Source organism: Salinispora tropica CNB-440 (assembly GCF_000016425.1).
GTDB classification, from domain to species: domain Bacteria; phylum Actinomycetota; class Actinomycetes; order Mycobacteriales; family Micromonosporaceae; genus Micromonospora; species Micromonospora tropica.
Map to the genome: position 1 here is coordinate 2,358,737 of NC_009380.1, position 19,764 is coordinate 2,378,500.

At 69.8% G+C, this 19,764-nt stretch carries 21 protein-coding genes, 1 pseudogene and 1 riboswitch; of the genes and pseudogenes, 11 read left to right on the forward strand and 11 right to left on the reverse strand.

The window, feature by feature from the left end:
• Positions 1-76: 76 nt before the first annotated feature.
• From STROP_RS25140 to STROP_RS10505, 5 genes are all read right to left on the reverse strand, one after another.
• A complete protein-coding gene (locus STROP_RS25140; RefSeq protein ID WP_011905964.1) occupies positions 77-253 on the reverse strand; it encodes a hypothetical protein in 177 nt (58 codons plus the stop codon).
• Positions 254-357: 104 nt separating this feature from the next.
• Positions 358-1,257 (reverse strand): sulfite exporter TauE/SafE family protein, encoded by a 900-nt coding sequence (locus STROP_RS10490; protein WP_011905965.1) that lies wholly within the window; start codon positions 1,255-1,257, stop codon positions 358-360.
• Positions 1,254-1,838: a rhodanese-like domain-containing protein gene (locus STROP_RS10495; RefSeq protein ID WP_011905966.1), complete on the reverse strand. Its 585-nt coding sequence runs from the start codon at positions 1,836-1,838 to the stop codon at positions 1,254-1,256. Before STROP_RS10495 ends, STROP_RS10490 begins: the two co-directional genes overlap by 4 nt.
• Before the next feature lie 75 nt (positions 1,839-1,913).
• Positions 1,914-3,326: an MBL fold metallo-hydrolase gene (locus STROP_RS10500; RefSeq protein WP_011905967.1), complete on the reverse strand. Its 1,413-nt coding sequence runs from the start codon at positions 3,324-3,326 to the stop codon at positions 1,914-1,916.
• A 131-nt stretch (positions 3,327-3,457) separates the two neighbouring features.
• Entirely contained in the window at positions 3,458-3,727 is a 270-nt protein-coding gene (locus STROP_RS10505) for a metal-sensitive transcriptional regulator (RefSeq protein ID WP_011905968.1), read from the reverse strand.
• A gap of 248 nt (positions 3,728-3,975) precedes the next feature.
• Here STROP_RS10505 and STROP_RS10510 point away from each other — a divergent pair.
• A pseudogene (locus STROP_RS10510) lies at positions 3,976-4,572 on the forward strand (DUF998 domain-containing protein); the annotation flags it as partial.
• A 13-nt stretch (positions 4,573-4,585) separates the two neighbouring features.
• Here STROP_RS10510 and STROP_RS23985 read toward each other — a convergent pair.
• Positions 4,586-5,233: a GGDEF domain-containing protein gene (locus STROP_RS23985; RefSeq protein WP_011905970.1), complete on the reverse strand. Its 648-nt coding sequence runs from the start codon at positions 5,231-5,233 to the stop codon at positions 4,586-4,588.
• Between the two features lie 236 nt (positions 5,234-5,469).
• Here STROP_RS23985 and STROP_RS10520 point away from each other — a divergent pair, with 236 nt between their 5' ends.
• From STROP_RS10520 to STROP_RS10530, 3 genes are all read left to right on the forward strand, one after another.
• Complete coding sequence (locus STROP_RS10520) at positions 5,470-5,709, forward strand: DUF397 domain-containing protein (RefSeq protein WP_011905971.1); 240 nt, start codon at positions 5,470-5,472, stop codon at positions 5,707-5,709.
• Between the two features lie 172 nt (positions 5,710-5,881).
• Positions 5,882-6,715, forward strand: a complete 834-nt coding sequence (locus tag STROP_RS10525) for a helix-turn-helix domain-containing protein (protein WP_026274884.1) — start codon at positions 5,882-5,884, stop codon at positions 6,713-6,715.
• Between the two features lie 85 nt (positions 6,716-6,800).
• A complete protein-coding gene (locus tag STROP_RS10530; protein WP_011905973.1) occupies positions 6,801-7,601 on the forward strand; it encodes a DedA family protein in 801 nt (266 codons plus the stop codon).
• A gap of 24 nt (positions 7,602-7,625) precedes the next feature.
• Here the strand turns inward: STROP_RS10530 and STROP_RS10535 are convergent, their stop codons facing one another.
• Entirely contained in the window at positions 7,626-9,062 is a 1,437-nt protein-coding gene (locus STROP_RS10535; RefSeq protein WP_011905974.1) for a glycine hydroxymethyltransferase, read from the reverse strand.
• Between the two features lie 35 nt (positions 9,063-9,097).
• Positions 9,098-9,188, reverse strand: a riboswitch (ZMP/ZTP riboswitch).
• A 109-nt stretch (positions 9,189-9,297) separates the two neighbouring features.
• On the opposite strand from STROP_RS10535, the gene STROP_RS10540 reads away from it, so the two are divergent.
• Together STROP_RS10540 and STROP_RS10545 are read left to right on the forward strand one after the other, a co-directional pair.
• Positions 9,298-10,179 (forward strand): metallophosphoesterase family protein, encoded by an 882-nt coding sequence (locus STROP_RS10540; RefSeq protein ID WP_011905975.1) that lies wholly within the window; start codon positions 9,298-9,300, stop codon positions 10,177-10,179.
• 42 nt (positions 10,180-10,221) lie between these two features.
• The gene (locus STROP_RS10545; protein ID WP_080516633.1) at positions 10,222-11,292 is read left to right on the forward strand and encodes a DNA polymerase domain-containing protein; all 1,071 of its coding nucleotides are present in this window, start codon (positions 10,222-10,224) and stop codon (positions 11,290-11,292) included.
• Here the strand turns inward: STROP_RS10545 and STROP_RS10550 are convergent.
• Positions 11,239-11,784, reverse strand: coding sequence for an Lrp/AsnC family transcriptional regulator (locus STROP_RS10550; protein WP_011905977.1), 546 nt, complete (start codon positions 11,782-11,784; stop codon positions 11,239-11,241). The two genes, STROP_RS10545 and STROP_RS10550, sit on opposite strands and share 54 nt — an antisense overlap.
• 72 nt (positions 11,785-11,856) lie before the next feature.
• On the opposite strand from STROP_RS10550, the gene pdhA reads away from it, so the two are divergent.
• From pdhA to STROP_RS10570, 4 genes are all read left to right on the forward strand, one after another.
• Positions 11,857-13,038 (forward strand): pyruvate dehydrogenase (acetyl-transferring) E1 component subunit alpha, encoded by a 1,182-nt coding sequence (gene pdhA, locus STROP_RS10555; protein ID WP_026275663.1) that lies wholly within the window; start codon positions 11,857-11,859, stop codon positions 13,036-13,038.
• Entirely contained in the window at positions 13,038-14,042 is a 1,005-nt protein-coding gene (locus tag STROP_RS10560) for an alpha-ketoacid dehydrogenase subunit beta (protein ID WP_011905979.1), read from the forward strand. Before pdhA ends, STROP_RS10560 begins: the two co-directional genes overlap by 1 nt.
• Positions 14,027-15,343 (forward strand): dihydrolipoamide acetyltransferase family protein, encoded by a 1,317-nt coding sequence (locus STROP_RS10565; RefSeq protein WP_028564155.1) that lies wholly within the window; start codon positions 14,027-14,029, stop codon positions 15,341-15,343. The genes STROP_RS10560 and STROP_RS10565 overlap by 16 nt, the downstream gene beginning before the upstream one ends.
• A gap of 245 nt (positions 15,344-15,588) precedes the next feature.
• Complete coding sequence (locus tag STROP_RS10570; protein ID WP_011905981.1) at positions 15,589-16,872, forward strand: L,D-transpeptidase; 1,284 nt, start codon at positions 15,589-15,591, stop codon at positions 16,870-16,872.
• A gap of 82 nt (positions 16,873-16,954) precedes the next feature.
• Here the strand turns inward: STROP_RS10570 and STROP_RS10575 are convergent, their stop codons facing one another.
• The 3 genes from STROP_RS10575 to STROP_RS10585 form a co-directional block, all read right to left on the reverse strand.
• Complete coding sequence (locus STROP_RS10575) at positions 16,955-17,332, reverse strand: FKBP-type peptidyl-prolyl cis-trans isomerase (protein ID WP_011905982.1); 378 nt, start codon at positions 17,330-17,332, stop codon at positions 16,955-16,957.
• A gap of 138 nt (positions 17,333-17,470) precedes the next feature.
• Positions 17,471-18,034, reverse strand: a complete 564-nt coding sequence (locus tag STROP_RS10580) for a DoxX family membrane protein (RefSeq protein ID WP_026274888.1) — start codon at positions 18,032-18,034, stop codon at positions 17,471-17,473.
• A 117-nt stretch (positions 18,035-18,151) separates the two neighbouring features.
• Positions 18,152-18,883: a helical backbone metal receptor gene (locus STROP_RS10585; RefSeq protein WP_011905984.1), complete on the reverse strand. Its 732-nt coding sequence runs from the start codon at positions 18,881-18,883 to the stop codon at positions 18,152-18,154.
• A 47-nt stretch (positions 18,884-18,930) separates the two neighbouring features.
• Between STROP_RS10585 and STROP_RS10590 the strand changes: the two genes are divergently transcribed.
• Complete coding sequence (locus tag STROP_RS10590; RefSeq protein ID WP_018830074.1) at positions 18,931-19,638, forward strand: nitroreductase family protein; 708 nt, start codon at positions 18,931-18,933, stop codon at positions 19,636-19,638.
• Positions 19,639-19,764: the final 126 nt, after the last annotated feature.

Here is a 19,764-nt window from a genome sequence, read left to right on the forward strand (position 1 = left end):
ACTGGACCGTAATCTACGGTCCGGTAGAAAACCGGTGAGGTACCTGTCGCCGCACCGCCGATCGGGTGCCCCGTGGTCAGTGTCGCCGTTGCGATTGCTGGGTCCTCTGGCGCACCTTGACGATCGCGATGATGGCCACCACCACCAGCGTGATCGCACCGATGATCATCAGCCACTGGGCCGCGTTCGAGAGCAGTCCCACCAGGATGAGTACGGCAGCGACGATACCGATGACCCACAGTACTACCCGCATGTCGACCTCCGTCCCGCCCCCGTGTGTCTGGGGGCGCCCCGCCGTCTTCCCGGCCTGGTCGACAACATGCCGGGCAGGAACCGGGAGTTCCTGCCCGCGTGGTGTCAGCTGTCCGCCCCGGTGATCCGGCGAAGGGCGCGGCGCAACCGCCCTGTTGTCCCGGCGGTTCTGCGGTGGCCGGCGACCAGCAGCGCGACCACCCCGAGCAGGCCGGCGAGGGCGGCTACCAGGATTTTGATGTGGCCATCCCCGGGTACCTGCTGGACCAGCATGAACACACCCGCGATCACCACGAAACCGCCGAACGTCCGGCGGAGCACGACCTCGGGTATGCGTCCGGCCAACCGGGCGCCAGCGATGCTGCCGGCGACCGCGGCGGTGGTGACCGTGGCGGCCAGGCTCCAGTCGATGCTGACGCTGGACAGGAAGCCGGCCAGACCCGCGAACGACTTCATCGCTATGACGACCAGTGAGGTGCCGACGGCGACCGGCATCGGTAGGCCACCGAGCAGCGCGAGTGCGGGTACCACCAGGAAGCCGCCACCCGCGCCGACCATGCCGGTGACCAGGCCGACCACGACGCCGTCCAGCAGGACCCGCCGCACGGAGAGCTCTCGTGGTACCGCCCCGTCGCCGGTGCCACGGCGACCGCGGATCATCGCGGTCGCCGTGGCGAGCATCATCACCGCGAAGCCGGTGAGCAGGACCGCCGCCGGGATGAACTCGGCCAGCCGGCCACCGACGTAGGCCCCAGCCATGCCGGCGGTCCCGAAGAGCAGGCCGGTGCGCCAGCGGATCCGCCCGGCGCGGACATGCGGTAGCACGCCGACTGCGCTGGTCACGCCGACCACCAGCAGCGAGGTGGCGATTGCCTCCTTCGCGGGCAGGTCGGCGACGTAGACCAACAGCGGTACGGCGAGGATCGAGCCGCCCCCACCGAGCAGGCCGAGGCTGAGCCCGATCAGGATGGCCAGCCCGACGGTCAGCGCGAGGCTGACGGTCACGATCGCCGCCCAGCGGGGGCGGCGTCGCTCAGTTGACCGATGATGGTGTCCAGGTCACAGCTGGCGTTTCGGTTGTATGGCAGCCTGCTGAGCAGCATGCCCAGCGCGCAGGTGTTGCTCAGCGCGGCGATGGTGAGGCCCGCGCCGATGACGCCGGCTACCCACTCGGCGCCGGGTACGAACAGCGAGGCCACGACGCTGGCCAGCACGATGGCGCCGGCGACCAGCCGGACCTGTCGTTCCAGGTCCCATCGGGGGGTGCCTTCGGTGATGGGCCCGGCGGCGACACGCCAGGCCACCATGCCGCCGGTCAGGACCTTCACGTTCGGTACGCCGATCGCGGCGAGCGTCCGTTCGGCCTGGCTGGCCCGGGCCCCCGAGTGGCAGATCAGCACCACGTCCTCGTCGAGGTGGCCGCGAAGCTCCGTGCGATGCTCCTTAAGCAGGTTGAGGGGCACGTTGTAGGCACCGGGGATGTGTGAGTTGTCGAACTCGGCGGGAGTGCGCACGTCGAGCAGGCGCGGAGCGCGGCCCGAGTCGATGAGTTCCCGCAGTTGGGCGGTGTCGAGGGCGGTGCTCATGGTTACCTCGTTCATGGGTGCTCTCAGGGGATGGGGTGAAGGGGCGCCGCTCGTGGCGGGGCGGCCCGGGCCCGCTCAGGCGCGGGTGGCATCTGGCCCGACCAGGGTGACTCCGGCCGCCGTTGCTGCGGCGAACTGGTCGTCGATGACGACCACGTCGCGCCCTGCGTTCGCCAACAGCGACCCGGCGGCGGCGGCCCGGTAGCCAGAACCGCAGTGCACCCAGACCGCGCCGGTGGGCAGGTCGGCGAGACGCCGGGGTAGCTCGGGTAGCGGAAGGTGCACGGCTCCGGCGATGTGGCCTGCGGTCCACTCGTTGGTCGTTCGCACGTCGAGCACCACGTCGGGGGCGGGTAGCCCGGTGCGGAGCCGCCCCGCGTTGGCGTCGGCCAGCGCGGCGAAGTCGGCCAGCGGCAGTCTGCGTAGCTGTTCGCGGTCGGCGGCCCACCGCCCGGTCTCGCCGGTGGCCTGGGCGGCTGGCCGGTCGATGCCGATGCGTACCAGTTCGCGCTGTGCACTAGCGATCTGTGCGGCGGTCTCGGCGAGCAGGGTGATCGGTGCGCCCCAGCTGATGAGCCAGCCGAGCCAGGTGGACATCGGCCCGTCCAGTCCGAGGCTGACCGTGCCGGCCAGATGGGAGGCGGCATACGCCTTGCGGTGTCGTAGGTCAACCACCCACTGCCCATCATCGATCCGCCGACGTAGCTCGGCCGCGTCGGCGCGGGCGACCGGGGTAAGGTCCACCGGTGCCGGACCATCGAGGTTGGTGACTCCCATGTGGGCGTAGTACGCCGGGTAGGCATCCAACCCGGAGAGGGTCTCGGTGGTGAAGTCGTCGACGGCCAGCCGGAGCACCGGGTTGGCCTCCTTCTCCCGGCCGATGGTCGACTCCGGGGCGTCGGTCTGGCTGGCGGAGCAGAAGCTGCCGAACCCGTGGGTCGGCCATACCTCGGCGCCGTCGGGCAACAGGTCTGCCAACCGCCGGGCCGAGGCATGCTGGTGGTGGGCCAGTTCGTGGGCGTGCTGCTGCCCGAGCAGGTCGGTGCGGCCGGTGGTGCCGAAGAGGAGGGAGCCGCCGGTGAAGACCCCCGCCGACTGCCAGCCGCCATCGGTCGCATAGTCCAGGACGTAGGACAGGTGGTGGAAGGTGTGGCCGGGGGTGGCGATCACCCGCAGGCGCATCGCGTCGGAGACCGGCACGGTGTCGCCGTCGGCGACCGGCAGTCGCCCGAACGTGACCCGCTCCGCCGCGGCGACCAGGTAGTGGGCGCCGGTGACCCGGGCCAGTTCGAGCCCGCCGGAGACGTAGTCGTTGTGAATGTGTGTCTCGACGACGTGAGTGATGCGGACACGCTTCTCGCCTGCGAGGTATAGGATTCGATCGATGTCGCGCTGCGGGTCGACGACGACCGCCACGTGACCGTCGGAGGCCAGGTAGCTACGGTCGCCCAGTGACGACGTCGCGAGGACCGAAACGTTGAACTCCACCGCCGTGCTCCTTCCATGACAGGGCTTATACCCCCGGGGGTATCTGGTAGGCAGGTGGGTGCCTTTGTTTGGGGCGCGGATACCCCCTCCGGTCGCGGGGATGCGGCCGGAGGGTCTCTTCTTCGGTTGACTCAGGCCAGGGTCAGGAAGAGCTTCTCCAGCTCCTCCTCGGTCATCTCGGGCGTCTCACCCTGTTCCCGGGCGGCGTTGCAGTGCCGCATTCCCGAGGCGATGATCTTGTAACCAGCCCGGTCGACAGCCTTCGACACTGCGGCGAGTTGGGTCAGCACCTCCCGGCAGTCGTGACCGTCTTCCATCATGTCAACCACGGCGTTGAGTTGGCCTCGGGCTCGCTTGAGTCGGGTCAGCGCGTCGCCGGTCATCTCGGGTCGAAGCTTCACGTGGCACCTCCAGGTCTCACTATACCCCGGGGGGTATCCGCCAAGCTGTGGTCTTCATCATACTGTCGAGCGGATGCGGAGGAACGCTTCTGCCGCCACCCGGCTGCGGCGCCGCGACGTCATCCCGTCCGGCGCCGGTACCGTCCCGAACGCCACCTCCTCTCCCTGTACGGCTGTGGGCGATGCAAGATCACCGCTGTACCCGCAGAATTCGGGTGATGGGGGACTGTTCGTCGCATGATGGCTCTATGCCCACCGTGCCCGGCTGGACCGTGATCACCGCCCTCCTGGCCCCGCTGCTGTTGGTCGGCGGAGCAGCGTTCGCGGCCACCTTCCAGCCGTACCATTTCGACCAGGTCAGCTACTCGATCAGTCAACTCGCCGCGCGCGGAGCCAGCCACCGCTGGGTGATGACCCTGTTCATCCTTGGCTCCGGCATCTGTGTCGTGCTGTCCGCCGTTGGCCTGCGTCCGGTGCGGATGGCGGGGCGGCTGGTGCTCGCCTTCTCGGGCGTCGCCACGATTGCGGTGGCTGCCTTCCCCGACCGGTGGGTTGACGGGCGTCCGGCCCCCATGCCGGTGGTCGACCCTCACACGATCTCCGCGTGGCTGGTGTTTCTCGCGGCCGCGCTCTGGCCGACCTTCGCCGCCAACCGTGACGGGCCGCTGCGTCTTCGGTGGGGCCTCGTGCTCAGCGCGGTGCAGCTGGTGCCGGCCGGGTGGAGGATCGTGCATGACATATCCGACGGCGAGTTCAGCCAGGGCACCTACCTGGGGCTGGCCCAGCGTGTGCTGGTGGGGTTCGAGGGGCTGGTCTTGTTAACCGTCGTGTTGCTGGCCCGTCGATCGAGTGACCAGGTCAGCGGTCGCCGGCGCGCGCGCTATCGAGGAGCTGGCGGGGGCGGGGCGAGTCGATGCTCTTCGCCCGGTACATCGCGGCGTCGGCGCGGTCCAACGCCTCGGAGAGCTGGGCGGGACAGCTGACCGGTGCCAACCCGACGGAAGCTGTCACTCGTACGCTTGCGCAGTGTAGCCGGATCGGTGCGGCGAGGACGTCATGCAATCGGCGGGTGGCGTGCTCAAGCCACCGCCGCTCGACCTCGGGGGCGGTGAGCAACCCGGCGAACTCATCCCCGCCGAGCCGGGCGACCGGGTCGTCCCCGGCGAAGGCGGCGAGCCGCTGGGCGACGTTGATCAGCACCTGGTCGCCGGCGGCGTGTCCGTACCGATCGTTGATCTGTTTGAAGTCGTCGAGATCGAGGACGGCGGCGATCAGCGGCCGTCCGTCCGCCCGGGTCAGCAGGGCGGCGGCAAGCCGATGAAAGGCTCGTCGGTTGGGCAGGCCGGTGAGTGGGTCGTGGCTGGCCGCGTAGCGCTCGGCGGCAAGTTCGGCCTGGAGGGCGGCGATCTCCGTCTCGGCCTGCACCGCCCGGCGGTGCAGCTGCCAGGACGAGACGAGGGCGCCCGCGGCGCAGACGCCGGAGGCGATCGTCAGCGGATCCGGCATGAGTCCTCCAGTCATGCCGACGCCCCGGCATTGCCGACGGTCACCGACCCCGCGTCTGCCCTGGTCGTCGCCCAGATGAGTGTGACTTACGGTAAGCGGATCGACACCACTCCCGTCGGCTATCATGCTCGCTGTCCGATGCAGATGCAATAGCAGATGCACGTGCAGGAGCCTCTCTGTCCAAACGCACCCGACCGGGTAGCGGTGTGGACGGATGCATGACGAGAAGGGCGCACATGCAGCCGCTACCAAATGGCGTTCCCACCCCCGAGCTACCACCGTTGCGGTGGCAGAAGAGCCGCCGTAGCAACCCCAGTGGCAACTGCGTCGAGCTGGCCGAGCTTCCCGACGGCGCGGGTATCGCTGTCCGCAACTCCCGGCATCCCGACGGCCCCGCCCTGATCTACACCGTGGACGAGATCGCGGCCTTCGTGCTTGGCGCGAGAGACGGTGACTTCGATCATCTGATCCACTGATCCACTGATCCACGCCGCGCCGCCGGGACCGATTCCCCTCCCCGACGGTCCATGGCATGCTGGCCCGGCGACCGGGTCAGGTCCGGGCCCGGTGTGGCCAGCAAACGGAGGGGCGGCAGTGGCGACGATATCCGCTGAGGGGGGGTCAGCGGCTGGCCCAACCGTCCTGCGGATGATGCTCGGGGCGCAGCTGCGCCGGCTACGGGAGTCCTGCGGGGTGACCCGGGAGGGCGCGGGCTGGGAGATTCGGGCCTCTGAGTCGAAGATCAGCAGAATGGAGCTGGGGCGGGTCGGTTTCAAGGAACGCGACGTCGCCGATCTGCTGACCCTCTATGGAATCACCGACCCTCAGGAGCGGGACGCCCTGCTCCACCTCGCCCGGGACGCGAACAGCCCTGGTTGGTGGCACCGGTACGGTGACGTGCTGCCGTCCTGGTTCCAGGCGTACCTTGGGCTGGAGGCGGCAGCTGCCCTGATCCGCACGTACGAACTCCAGTTTGTGCCCGGTCTGCTCCAGACCGAGGAGTACGCTCGGGCGGTGGTGCTCCTGGGCCACAGCCGCGCCGAACCGGCGGAGATCGACCGTCGGGTCACCCTGCGGATGCGGCGGCAGCAGGTGTTGCACAGGGAGGATCCGCCGCAGCTGTGGGCCGTGGTGGACGAGGCGGCCCTGCGCCGGCCGATCGGCGGTCCGACGGTCATGCGGCAGCAGGTCTCGGCATTGATCGAGGCGACCAGGTTGCCGAACGTGCGGCTCCAGGTCGTACCGTTCGCCGCCGGCGGGCACGCCGCCGCGGGCGGTGCCTTCTCCATCCTGCGGTTCGGTGACCAAGAGCTACCCGACGTGGTCTACATCGAGCAGCTCACCAGCGCCCTCTACCTCGACAAGCGGGAAGATCTGGAGTTCTACGCGTTGGCGATGGAGCGGCTCTGCGTGGAGGCGGAGCCGCCGGAGCGTACGCCGGAGATCCTCGGCCGGATCCTGGCCGACCTGCCCTCGGGCTGACTCGGCGGAGTCCACCTGCTCTCGTCGCCTGGGAGACCCTGGACCGTCTGAGTATGGGCTCAGGATCAGTTCGTACGGTATAGTCATGCCTCGAACCGAGCACGCTCTTCTCGTCACCAGTATCAGCGCCAACCAGGCCGAGCCTCCTCAGGACGGTCTGGTCGGGCACGTCATCGAGCTGGTGGAGCGGCTGGGCGGTCCCGGCGCTGGCCTCGCCGTGGCGCTGGAGAACCTGTTCCCACCGATTCCCAGCGAGGTGATCCTCCCGCTGGCGGGGTTCGTTGCCGGCCAGGGGCGGATGAGTGTCGTCAGTGCGATCTTCTGGACCACCCTGGGCTCGCTGTTGGGTGCGCTCGCGCTGTACTACATCGGTGCGGTGTTCGGCCGGGAACGGATGCGAGCCATCGCCGCCCGGCTTCCGCTGGTGAAGCTGAGTGACGTCGACAAGACCGAAGAGTGGTTTCTGCGGCACGGAGTCAAGGCGGTGTTCTTCGGCCGGATGATTCCGATCTTCCGAAGCATGATCTCGATTCCGGCCGGTGTGGAGCGGATGCCGGTGTGGACCTTCGTCGTCTACACCACCTTGGGCAGTCTGATCTGGAACACCACCTTCGTCATGGCCGGGTACCTGCTCGGCGACAACTGGCACCTGGTCGAGGGGTACACCGGCGTCCTCCAGAACGTCGTCATCCTGGCCTGCGTGGCTGGGCTCGTCTGGTTCGTCGTCACCCGGCTCCGCCGGTCCCGGACGACCGGGGGAGTGCTGCCCAACGGGCCGGAGGACGAGTTTTCCGCGCCGCTGCCGCCCGTCGATGGTGTCCCCGACCCGCAGGGCCGGGGGACCCTCTACCGGAGTAGCTGGTCCAAAGACACCACCGTGGGCTGACGTTTCGATCAAGGCGCCGCCGGGCTAACCCAGGTCGATGGCGGGGTAGAGGGGGAAGCCGGTGAGCAGGTCGCTGGCCTGCTTGCCGACCCGGTCGGCGACGGCCGGGTCCAGCACGTACTTCGCCTTCGAAGAGGTGCCGTCGGCGTTCGTGCCGGGTGCGGTGTGGCTCAGGACAGTGTGGATCAGTTCGGCGGTGGCATCCAGCTCCGCGGTGCCGAGGCCCCGGGTGGTCAACGCCGGCGTACCGACTCGGATCCCGGAGGTGTACCAGGCGCCGTTCGGGTCCTGGGGGATCGCGTTGCGGTTGGTGACGATGCCCGAGTCGAGGAGCGCATGCTCGGCCTGCCGACCGGTGAGCCCGTACCCGGTCACGTCGATGAGCGCCAGGTGGTTGTCGGTTCCGCCGGTGACCAGCTGCGCGCCCCGGCGCTGCAACCCGTCGGCCAGGGCCTGCGCGTTGGCGACGATCCGCCCGGCGTAGTCGACGAAGTCGGGACGCCGGGCCTCGGCGAGCGCGACGGCCTTGGCGGCCATCACCTGCGGCAGCGGGCCGCCGAGCACCATCGGGCAGCCCCGGTCGACCTGCTCGGCGAGCTCTGGACCGCAGAGCACCAGGCCGCCACGGGGTCCGCGCAGGGACTTGTGCGTGGTGGAGGTCACAATGTGCGCGTGCGGGACGGGATCGAAGTCGCCGGTGAAGGCTTTGCCAGCGACCAATCCGGCGAAGTGAGCCATATCCACCATAAAGGTGGCCCCGACCGAGTCGGCGATCTCCCGCAGGATCCGGAAATTGACCTTCCGGGGATACGCCGAGTAGCCGCCGAGGAGGATCAGCGGCTTGAACTCGCGGGCTGCCTCGGCGACCCCGTCGTAGTCGATCAGCCCGGTCTCCGGGTCGGTACCGTAGCTGCGCTGGTCGAACATCTTGCCGGAGATGTTCGGCCGGAAACCGTGGGTGAGGTGACCACCGGCGTCCAGCGACATGCCCAGCATCCGCTGGTTGCCCAACTCCCGGCGCAGGGCGAACCAGTCGGCCTCGGTGAGGTCATTGACGTGTCGGGCCTGGGCGCGCCGGAGCGCGGGCGACTCGATCCGGTCGGCGAGGACCGCCCAGAAGGCAACCAGGTTGGCGTCGATGCCCGAGTGCGGCTGTACGTAGGCGTACGGCGCCCCGAACAACTCCCGGGCGTGCTCGGCGGCGAGCGCCTCAACGGTGTCGACGTTCTGGCAGCCGGCGTAGAAGCGACGGCCGACCGTGCCCTCGGCGTACTTGTCGCTGAACCAGTTGCCCATGGCCAGCAGCGTTGCCGGGGAAGCGTAGTTCTCGCTGGCGATCAGCTTGAGTGACTCACGCTGGTCGGTCAGCTCTGCGCGGATGGCATTGGCGACCCGTGGCTCGACGGCACCGATTACCTCGAGTGCGCTGCGATAGGCGGTGGACTCAGCGTTACCCGACATGTGACCTCCTGGTGAACGTGCGTTCCCGACGGACGTGTGGAGGCCCAGGCGCTCGGCGTGCGTCCTCGTGATGGGCCGTTCCCCGATGGTGCTCCATCCCAGATCGCGCCAGTCACGGCCCGAGGGGATCCTACCGGGTTCGCTGCGCGGCGTCGGCACCCCGATCGTGCCCTGCTCCGCCGGCCTAGTCGAATCGAAGATCGACGGCGATGGAGAGCGTGGCTAGGATCGGGGCATGGCGGGGCCGGGTGATCGGGCAAAGGGGCGGGGAAGCCTGCTCGCAATCAGCGATCTGCACGTGCGGCACGCGGAGAACGGGACGGTCGTCGAGCAGCTCCGCCCGGAGTCGCCGGAGGACTGGCTGCTGGTCGCCGGCGACGTGGGGGACACGATCGCGCAGGTCGAATGGGCGCTGCGGCTGCTGGCCGCCCGGTTCGCGAAGGTGCTCTGGTCGCCCGGCAACCACGAGCTGTGGAGTCTGCCGACCGACCCGGTACCTCTGCGTGGCGTGGCCCGCTACGCGCGCCTGGTCGAACTCTGTCGAGAGCTTGGCGTCGTCACGCCGGAGGACCCGTACCCGGTGTGGGAGGGACTCGGCGGCCCGGTCACTGTGGCGCCGCTGTTCCTGCTCTACGACTACAGCTGGCGCCCCGAGGGCCTCGACACGGCGCAGGCGGCGCTCGCCGAGGCGTACCGGACCGGGATCGTGTGCACCGACGAGTACCTGCTGCACCCCGACCCGTACGAGAGCCGGTCGGCGTGGTGTACCGCTCGGGTCGCCGGGACGGCCCGGCGATTGGCGGAGCGGGACCCGGCGCTGCCGACGGTCCTGATGAACCACTGGCCGCTGTGTCGCGAGCCCACCCGTATTCTCCGCTATCCGATCTTCGCGCAGTGGTGCGGTACCGAGGCGACGGCCGACTGGCACCGGCGCTTCAACGCCGTCGCGGTGGTCTACGGCCACCTACACATCCCTCGCACCACCTGGTACGACGGGGTGCGCTTCGAGGAGGTGTCGGTGGGCTATCCCCGGGAGTGGCGGCGTCGGAGCGGGCTGCCGGGGCAGCTGCGCCGGATTCTGCCGGCGCCGGCGGGGCTACCGCCGACCGCCTGGTGACCCAACTCTTCGCCGGGGGCACTCGGAACCGTGCGGCTGGCGATGCGCGTCCGACCCTACGTGCGCCCGGCTCGCGGCTACGGTGTGGGCGTGGCGACGCCGGCTGAGCAGATTCGGGTGGGACGGCGGCTGGTCCGTGTCTCCAGCCCGGACAAGCTCTACTTTCCCGAGTTGGGGCTGACAAAAGTCGATGTGGTGCGCTACTTTCTGGCCGTCGGCGACGGCATCCTGCGCGCCCTGCGGGACCGGCCGACGATGCTCGAGCGGTGGCCGCGCGGCGTCTTCGCCGGCGCCAAGATCGCGACGCGGGCGGACAACCGTGGTGACGCCTTCTACCAGAAGCGGCTGCCGGCGGGTGCCCCCGACTGGGTCCGCACCGCGCACCTGACGTTCCCGAGCGGTCGAAGCGCGGACGAGCTCGCACCGAGTGAGCTGGCCGTGGTCGCCTGGGCGGTCAACCTCGGCACGCTCCGGTTCCACCCGTGGCCGGTGTCCCGGCGTGATGTCGAGCGACCAGACCAGCTACGTATCGATCTGGATCCGCTACCCGGGGTCGGGTTTGACCAGGTGGTCTCGGTGGCGCACGAGGTCCGCGCGTTCCTCGACGAGCTCGGCCTGGTTGGCTACCCGAAGACCACCGGGGGACGAGGGCTGCACGTCTACCTCACCATCGAGCCACGGTGGGGCTTCGGTGACTGCCGCCGGGCGGTGCTGGCGCTGGGCCGGGAGATCGAGCGCCGCCGGCCCGACCTGGTCACCACCACCTGGTGGCGGGAGCAGCGGGATCGGCCGGTCTTCGTCGACTACAACCAGATGGCCCGGGACCACACGATGGCCTCGGCGTACTCGATCCGGCCCACCCCGGCGGCGCTGGTCTCCGCACCGGTGGCCTGGACCGAGCTGGACGATGCCCGGCCGGAGGACTTCGACATCACCACGATGCCGACCCGCTTCGCCGCACACGGCGACCCACACGCGGGCCTGGACGAGCAGGCGTATTCGCTGGAGCCGTTGCTGGAGTTGGCCGACCGGGAGGAGCTGGCGGCGCCACCGGAACGTTCAGGGCCCCCCGGGGCCGGGAAGCGGAGGGGACGCGGCCGGGCCCCAGGGTGACGTCGCGCCGTCGAACTCGTGGAAGACCAGCCAGGTGCGGGTGGAGAGCACCCCGGGGATGCTCTGCACCCGGGTCAGCACCACATCTCGCAGCGTGGCGTTGTCCGGGGCCCGGACCAGAGCGAGGACGTCGTGGTCGCCGCCAACCAGCGCGGCGTGCTCCAGGTAGCGCACCTGGGCCAGCTCCGCCGAGACCTCCCGCCAGGTGTTCTGTTCGATGGTGATCGCGATGTACGCCGAAGTGCCCAACCCGGCGGCCTCCGGCGCCACCCGGGCCTGGAAGCCGGTGACCACACCGTCTCGTAGTAGCCGCTCCACCCGGGCGTACGCGTTGGTTCGGGAGATGTGCAGACGTGCGGCGAGCGTCCGTACCGACGTGCGTCCGTCGCGGACCAGCTCGGCCAGGATGCGGCGGTCCACATCGTCCAGCGGCCGGGCCGATCGTCCCGGCCCGGTCGTCGAGGCCCCACCTGGGCCGGACTCTTGGCTCATCACAGCACCTCCCGTCGACCAACCATCCTGCGTTTGCGGCGGATCTTGAGTCAATCATCCGACCGCAGGAGCATGGGCGCACCAGATGTCCAGGAGGTAACCGCCGTGACGACCACACCCCGGGCGGTCCGCAGAAGGCCCCGGCCGGCCGCACCACCGGATCCGGCCCGCCCGTTGCTGCCCACCAGCGAGCAGATTCGCCTGCTCGACCCCGCCGGCACCCCACTGCCGGCGCACCCCGACTACCCGGCGCCCCCGGTCGAGGTGCTCGTCGAGCTGTACCGCCGGATGGTGCTCGGCCGCCGCTTTGACCTGCAGGCCACCGCCCTGACCAAACAGGGCCGACTCGCCGTCTACCCGTCGGCTCGGGGCCAGGAGGCGTGCCAGGTCGGCGCGATCCTCGCGCTACGCGACGACGACTGGGTGTTCCCGACCTATCGCGAGTCAATGGCGTTGACCGCCCGAGGGATCGACCCCGTCGAGGTGCTGACCCTGCTCCGCGGGGACTGGCACTGTGGTTACGATCCGGCCGTGCGGCGCACCGCCCCGCAGTGCACCCCGTTGGCCACCCAGTGTGTGCACGCCGCCGGCCTCGCCTACGGCGAGGCGTACCAGGGCCGGGACACGGTGGCATTGGCCTTCATCGGCGACGGTGCCACCAGTGAGGGTGACTTCCACGAGGGGGTCAACTTCGCCGCCGTCTTCAAGGCGCCGGTCGTCTACTTCGTCCAGAACAACCAGTACGCGATCAGCGTGCCGCTGTCCCGGCAGACCGCCGCACCCAGTCTCGCGTACAAGGGCGTCGGTTACGGCGTGCCCAGCGAGCAGGTCGACGGCAACGATCCGGTCGCCGTCCTCGCGGTGCTCAACCGGGCCGTGGCGCACGCCCGTGCCGGCCACGGCCCCTTTCTGGTGGAGGCGCACACCTACCGGATGGAGCCGCACACCAACGCCGACGACGCCGCCCGTTACCGGGACGCCGATGAGGTGGCGAGCTGGCAGGACCGCGACCCGGTTGTTCGGTTGGAGACCCACCTGCGGGACCGGGGGGCGTTGGACGACAGCACGGTGGCGCGGGTGGCCGCGCAGGCCGAGGAGTACGCGGCCGACCTGCGCGAGCGGATGCACGACAAGCCAACCGTTGACCCGTTGACGCTCTTCGACCACGTCTACGCCGAGCCGACGCCGCAGCTGGTCGAACAGCGCGAACAGGTCCGTGCCGAGCTGACCGCCGACCAGGAGGGAGCCGGGTGATGGCCAGCATGACCATGGCTAAGGCGCTCAACACCGCGCTCGCCGACGCGATGCTCGACGACGACCGGGTGGTCGTCTTCGGTGAGGACGTCGGCCAACTCGGCGGGGTCTTCCGGATCACCGACGGGCTGGCGGCCCGCTTCGGCGACAAGCGCTGCTTCGACACACCGCTCGCCGAGGCTGGCATCGTCGGTTTCGCGGTTGGCCTCGCCATGTCCGGGCTGCGGCCGGTGGTGGAGATGCAGTTCGACGCGTTTGGGTACCCGGCCTTCGAGCAGATCGCCTCGCACGTGGCGAAGCTGCGCAACCGCACCCGTGGCGCGCTGAGCGCGCCCATCGTCATCCGGATCCCGTACGCGGGCGGCATCGGCGGGGTGGAGCACCACTGCGACTCCTCCGAGGCGTACTACGCGCACACCCCCGGTCTGAAGGTCGTCACCCCGGCCACCGTGACCGATGCCTACTCGCTGCTGCGTGCGGCGATCGACGATCCGGACCCGGTCGTTTTCCTGGAGCCGAAGAAGCTCTACTTCGCCAGCGCCGAGACGCAGTTGCCAGCTCGGACCGAGCCGTTCGGCCGCGCCGTCGTACGCCGTCGGGGCACTGATGCCACCCTGGTCGCGTACGGGCCGGCGGTGCCGGTGGCCCTGGCAGCCGCCGAGGCGGCCCAGGAGGAGGGCTGGAACCTCGAAGTCGTTGACGTGCGGACGATCGTACCGTTCGACGACGGCACGATCGCGGCGTCGGTGCGAAAGACGGGCCGGTGCGTGGTGGTCCAGGAGGCCCAGGGCTTCGCCGGAGTCGGCGCGGAGATCGCCGCGCGGGTGCAGGAGCGTTGCTTCCACTCCCTACACGCGCCGGTGCTGCGGGTTGCCGGGCTGGACATCCCCTATCCGGCGCCGATGCTGGAGCACACCCACCTGCCGTCGGTGGATCGGGTGCTCGACGCGGTGGCCCGCCTCCAGTGGGACGACCAGCCCGACGAGCGATGGGTGGCGGCCTGATGAGTGAGCGGGTCTTCCTCCTGCCGGACCTCGGGGAGGGGCTGAGCGAGGCGGAGATCGTCGAGTGGCGGGTCGCCGTGGGCGACACGGTAACGGTGGACCAGGCCGTCGTGGAGGTGGAGACGGCCAAGGCTGTCGTGGACGTGCCCTGCCCGTACGCCGGGCGGGTGGTGGCCCTGCACGGCGCGGCGGGCGAGGTGCGGCCGGTCGGCCAGCCTTTGATCACCGTCGCGTCGTTGGACGCGGTCGAGGCGGATAGCGCCCCCGGTGGGGCTGGCGGGCCCGCGGTCAACCGTGAGCAGGAGCGAGCTGGCTCCGGGAACGTCTTGATCGGGTACGGCACCGGCCACGGCGGCGCGGCTCGTCGGCGCCGGCCCCGGGTTGCCGGGGCCGTACCGGCCAGTGCCGCCCCGAGTGGCGGCCTTGGTTCGGTCGGCGAGAGCCTTCGGGTCATCTCGCCGATCGTGCGGCGGCTGGCGAAGCAGCGCGGCGTCGACCTTGCCACCCTGCGCGGCACCGGTCGTGGCGGGGTGATTCGCCGGGCTGATGTGGAGGCTGCCACCCCGGCGTCGGTCGCCGTGCCCGACACGCACGCCGTGCCCGCCGACGGCGAGGTGATCGTGCCGCTGACCGGCATCCGCAAGGTAATCGCCGACAAGCTTTCCCGCAGCCGGCGGGAGATTCCCGAGGTGACGATCTGGGTGGATGCCGACGCGACCGCCCTGCTGGAGACCCGGGCGGCCATCAACGCGGCCACCCCGGCCGAACCGGTGAGCATCCTGGCGCTGCTCGCCCGGATCTGCCTCTCCGGTCTACGGAGGTTCCCCCAGCTCAACGCCCGGGTAGATAGCGAGGCGCAGCGGATCATCCAGTCCGCCGGGGTACACCTGGGGATCGCCGCCCAGACCGACCGAGGGCTCGTGGTCCCGGTCTTGCGCGACGCACAGCGGCTCACCACCGCCGGGCTGGCCGCCGCGTTGGCCGAGACCACGGAGGCGGCGCGGGCAGGAACGCTGTCGCCGGCCCGGCTCGCCGGCGGGACGTTCACGCTGAACAACTACGGCGTGTTCGGGGTGGACGGGTCCACGCCGATCATCAACCATCCGGAGGCGGCGCTGCTCGGCGTCGGGCGGATCGTGGACAAGCCGTGGGTGGTTGACGGGCAGCTTGCGGTCCGCAAGGTGACACAGCTCAGCCTCACCTTTGATCATCGGGTCTGCGACGGCGGGGTGGCCGGTGGCTTCCTGCGGCACGTCGCGGACTGCGTCGAGCGGCCAGCGGTGTTGATCGCGAACCTCTGACTTGGGACGCGGGGCCGCACGGCCCCGCGTTTCGGGCTCCGCCGCACCTTGGCGTGAATTTCGGTCGAACGGCCCCGGATGGTTCGGATGTGACCGGTGGCCATGTTCGGGCAATCCAGGAACGGACGGCGCAGAATACGAAAAGGGGGGCGATAATTACGTTGCCGAATTTGTCGAAAACGCGTGCCCCGAACTGTGTGGCGGAGAGAATGTGGCGGAGGTAGGCCACAATCGGGGGGACGCACATGAAATTCAGGCGGCGAATGACGCTGCTCGCGGTAACTGTCGCGGCCGTACCGGTAGCGCTCGGAGGGTGCACCATCGGCGGGCGCGAGGAGGCCCGACCGGCACCGCCGGAACTAACCGTGACGCCGACCGACCAGACCTCGGACGTTCCGATCAGCGCCGAGGTCGGCACCACGGTCAAGGGCGGGACGATTACCGCGGTCCGCATCACCGATGACACGGGCGCCGAGGTCGAGGGAGAGCCGCGGGAGGATGGCTCAACCTGGGTGCCGAGCGCGCCGTTGAAGCCAAAACGGACGTATACCGCCGAGGTGACTGCTACCGGTGACTCCGGTAAAACCACTACCACCCGGAAAACAACCTTCACCACCAGGCCGAAGTCCACCAAACCGGCAATTACCAGCACGTTGTATTTCACGGGTGACCGGACGTATGGAACCGCGATGCCAGTGACCGTCGCGTTCGACCCACCGATTCCGGAGGAGGCCCGGGCCGCCGTTCAGCGGCGTCTGTTCGTGCGGACTAACCCGTCCCAGCCCGGGGTGTGGTCCTGGGTGTCTGACGGCAGCCAGGTCTACTACCGGGCGCCGGACTTCTGGCGACCGGGTACGACGATCAGCTTCCGCGCCGGTTTGGAGGGCCTGCCGATCGGCGAGGACTACGTGGGCGACGCCGACCGACGGGCAACCTCGAAGATCGGCCGTCAGGTCGCCTTGGAGATCGACAACGACACCAAGCAGATGTCGGTGTTCCAGGACGGAAAGCTGCTGCGGGAGCTACCGGTGAGCCTCGGAAAGCCGAGCACGCCGACCTCCAGCGGCAAGATGGTGATCATGGAAAAGCATCAGTTCACCACCTTCGACACCCGTGGCTCAGCGGACCCGTACGTGGTGGATGTCGAGGATGCACAGCGGTTGACCTGGCGGGGTGAGTTCCTCCACGGCGCGCCCTGGTCGGAGGGAGTTCAGGGGTACCGCAATGTCTCCCACGGCTGTACCAACCTCGCCGCCGCCGCTGCCGACTGGCTGATGGGCATCACCGAGGTCGGCGATCTGGTGACCATCAAGGGCACCGAGGTGACCTTGGACGAGGGCAACGGCTGGACCGCCTGGAATGAGAGCTGGGAGGAGTACGTCAAGGGCAGTGCCCTGCCCGTGCCGGCCGGCCTGAAACCGAGTCCGGCTGCGCCGAACCCGGGTGCGGTGGCCGGCGGCTCCCCTGCACCGGTGCCGTCCGAGGGCAGCGGCTCTCCCGCGCCGGAGCCCTCCGTGAGCGGCGGCTGACCGGGCGGGGCTGAGGTGTCGTGCGGGCCCGGTGCCCCTCTGGCAGTTTCGGAGGGGCACCGGCCCGGTTAGCCAGACCCGGTCAGCGGAGGTCGAGCAGGTCAACGACAAAGACCAGCGTCTCGTTCGGCCGAATGACGCCGCCGGCGCCGCGGTCGCCGTAACCGAGGTGCGGCGGGATGGTCAGTCGCCGCCGGCCACCGACTCGCATACCGACGACACCCTGGTCCCAGCCGGCGATGACCCGCCCGCCCCCGAGGGGGAACTCGAGCGGCTCGCCACGATTCCACGACGCGTCAAACTCACGGCCCGTGGAGTGCGCGACGCCGACGTAGTGGACGCGGGCGATCTGCCCGGCTTGCGCCTCCGCTCCCTCGCCGACCGTGATCTCCTCGACGAGGAGCTCGCTCGGCGGGGCGCCTTCGATCGGTCCCACCTCGGGCTTCGCTGCCTGGTTCACCAGCGTCTCCTGTCCTTCGTCGTGCTGCCTGACGTGCCCGATCCTGCCGGATCGCCGTTGGCCGATTTCCTGGGGGCGGCACACGTGCTGGGCGGGCGTCACCAGTGGTGACGCCCGCCCAGTGGAGTACCGAGATCGTCAACGGAGCCAGGGCATCCGCCGGACGATCGGGAGCCCGGCCCAGGCTCGACCGAGGCCCCAGGTGTCACCGGCGTTGAGCAGGGCGATGACCGCCAGCACCGCGGCGTAGATCAGGTGGTCGTCCATGAACGGGTTGTTCGGTGGCGGCAGGACAGCCGTCCACATCAGGACCATGAGTAGTCCGCCGGTCGCGGCGGCTACCCGGATGCCGATCCCGAGCAGCAGGGCGGTGCCGATGGCCGCCAGTCCGATCATGAACAGCCAGTCGGCCCAGGCCGCGCCCGCGAAGCCGTTGTAGAAGTCCTTGAACGGGCCGGTCGCACCGAAGCTCAGGAAGCCCTTCGTCGGGCTGCCGCCGTTGATCCAGGCGTTGTCGGCCTCGGTCGCCCGCCCCAGCCCGAACAGCTTGTCGAGAAAGGCCCAGAGGAAGATCCAGCCCAGAGCCAGGCGGGTGCCAGCCAGCACGTAACGGGCGGCGCGTCCCTGCCCGGTTTCAACCTGGTTCAGGTTGCCGGTTGTCTCGGCGTGGTTCCGCTTGGTCGTTGCGGTCATCGTCTCCACGTCCCTTTCTGCTTGTGCCTCGTGTCGCACTGTCCGTGGCTCCTCCATTGGACCGTGGCGGCGATGCGTGTGGGCAGGGCCAACCGGGCTCGCCGGACGGGACCTTGGACCTGTGCCTCAGCCCGCCACGTGGGTGACCGGCGCCGCCAGCTGGGCGGCCAGGACCGCGGGCGCTTCCACCAGGGATGGGCCATACCAGGTCAGGTGCCGACCGGAGACGAGGGCACACGGCAGCTCGGGGAATGCCTCCGGCCCGTCATTCGCGGTGAAACGGTACGGCTCGTCGGGCAACACGACCAGTTGAGGAGCCCGGCCGCGTAGCTCGTTCAGGGGCGGCCGGGGATACCGCTCGGCGTGGTCCGCGTACAGGTTGGTCAGCCCCAGCCGGCGAAGCACGTCCCCGGCGAAGGTGTCCCGGCCCAGCGCCACCCACGGGCGTCGCCAGACGGGCACCACGGCTCGGCGTGGGGGCCTGTCCTCGGGTAGCTCCGCCCAGGCGCGGCGAGCGGCCACCAACCACTCGGGTTCACCCGGCGAACCTAACTCGGTGAGTAGCTCGGCCAACTCGGTGAGCGCCTCATCGACGGTACGAGGGTAGGTGACCCGCACCGGTACCCCCGCCGCCACCAGGGCGTCCGCGTCCTCGCGCCGGTTCTCCTCGACGTTGAGCAGGACCACGTCCGGCCGAAGCGCGCGTACCCGGTCCAGGTCCGGGTACTTGCTGCCGCCGACCCGGGGCACGTCCAGGCCAATCGGGTGGGCGCACCAGTCGGTAGCGCCGACCAGCGTCCCGGGCAACGTCAACGCCACCGCCTCGGTCAACGACGGCACCAGTGATACCACCCGCATCCGCTCCGCCTCCTCTGGCCCGTTACGTCGATCATGCCGTTGCGGGAGTGGCCACGGCCACACGGGACGCCGACAATGGCAGGATGCCGCCGAACAGCGCTGAGCAACCCCCCGCCGTCCGACCACTATCCGACTACGGCGTGCCGCCTGCGTCGGCGCTGGCTCGGGTACGCGGCTTCGCCGATGCGATGGTCCGGCGCCGTACCGTGCGGGACTTCAGCGACAAGCCAGTCCCGGAGGGGGTGCTCACGCACGCCCTGCGGGCGGCGGCCTCGGCACCGAGTGGCGCGAATCGGCAGCCGTGGCGGTTCGTGGTGGTGACCGAACCGGAGCTCAAGCGGCGGCTGCGCGTCGCCGCGGAGGCCGAGGAGCGGGTGTTCTACGAGCAGCGCGCGCCGCAGGAGTGGCTCTCGGCGCTGGCGCCGTTGGGAACGGACGCGAGCAAGCCGTTCCTGGAGACCGCCCCGGCGGTGGTCGTCGTCTTCGAGGTGCACCGCGGCCCCCAGAGTCCACGCCCCTACTACGTGAAGGAGTCGGTGGGGATCGCGGTCGGGCTGCTGCTCGCCGCGCTGCACCAGGCTGGCCTCGCCACCCTGACCCACACCCCGAGTCCGATGCGCTTCCTCAACGAGTTGTTGGACCGGCCTGCCGAGGAGCGGGGAAACCTGATCATTCCGGTCGGCTATCCGGCGGACGGGGCGACCGTGCCAGACATTTCCCGCAAGCCGCTGGACGAGGTGGTGGTGTGGCGCTGACCTGGGCGCGGTTTTACCGTTCTCCGTGCCCGCAGCGGCTGTAGGGGACCGCACCCGCGGCGCGGTCCGCACGCTCAGCGTTCAGTCATTGACAGCGAGTAGCCCGGTGAGTGTCCGGATTAGGGC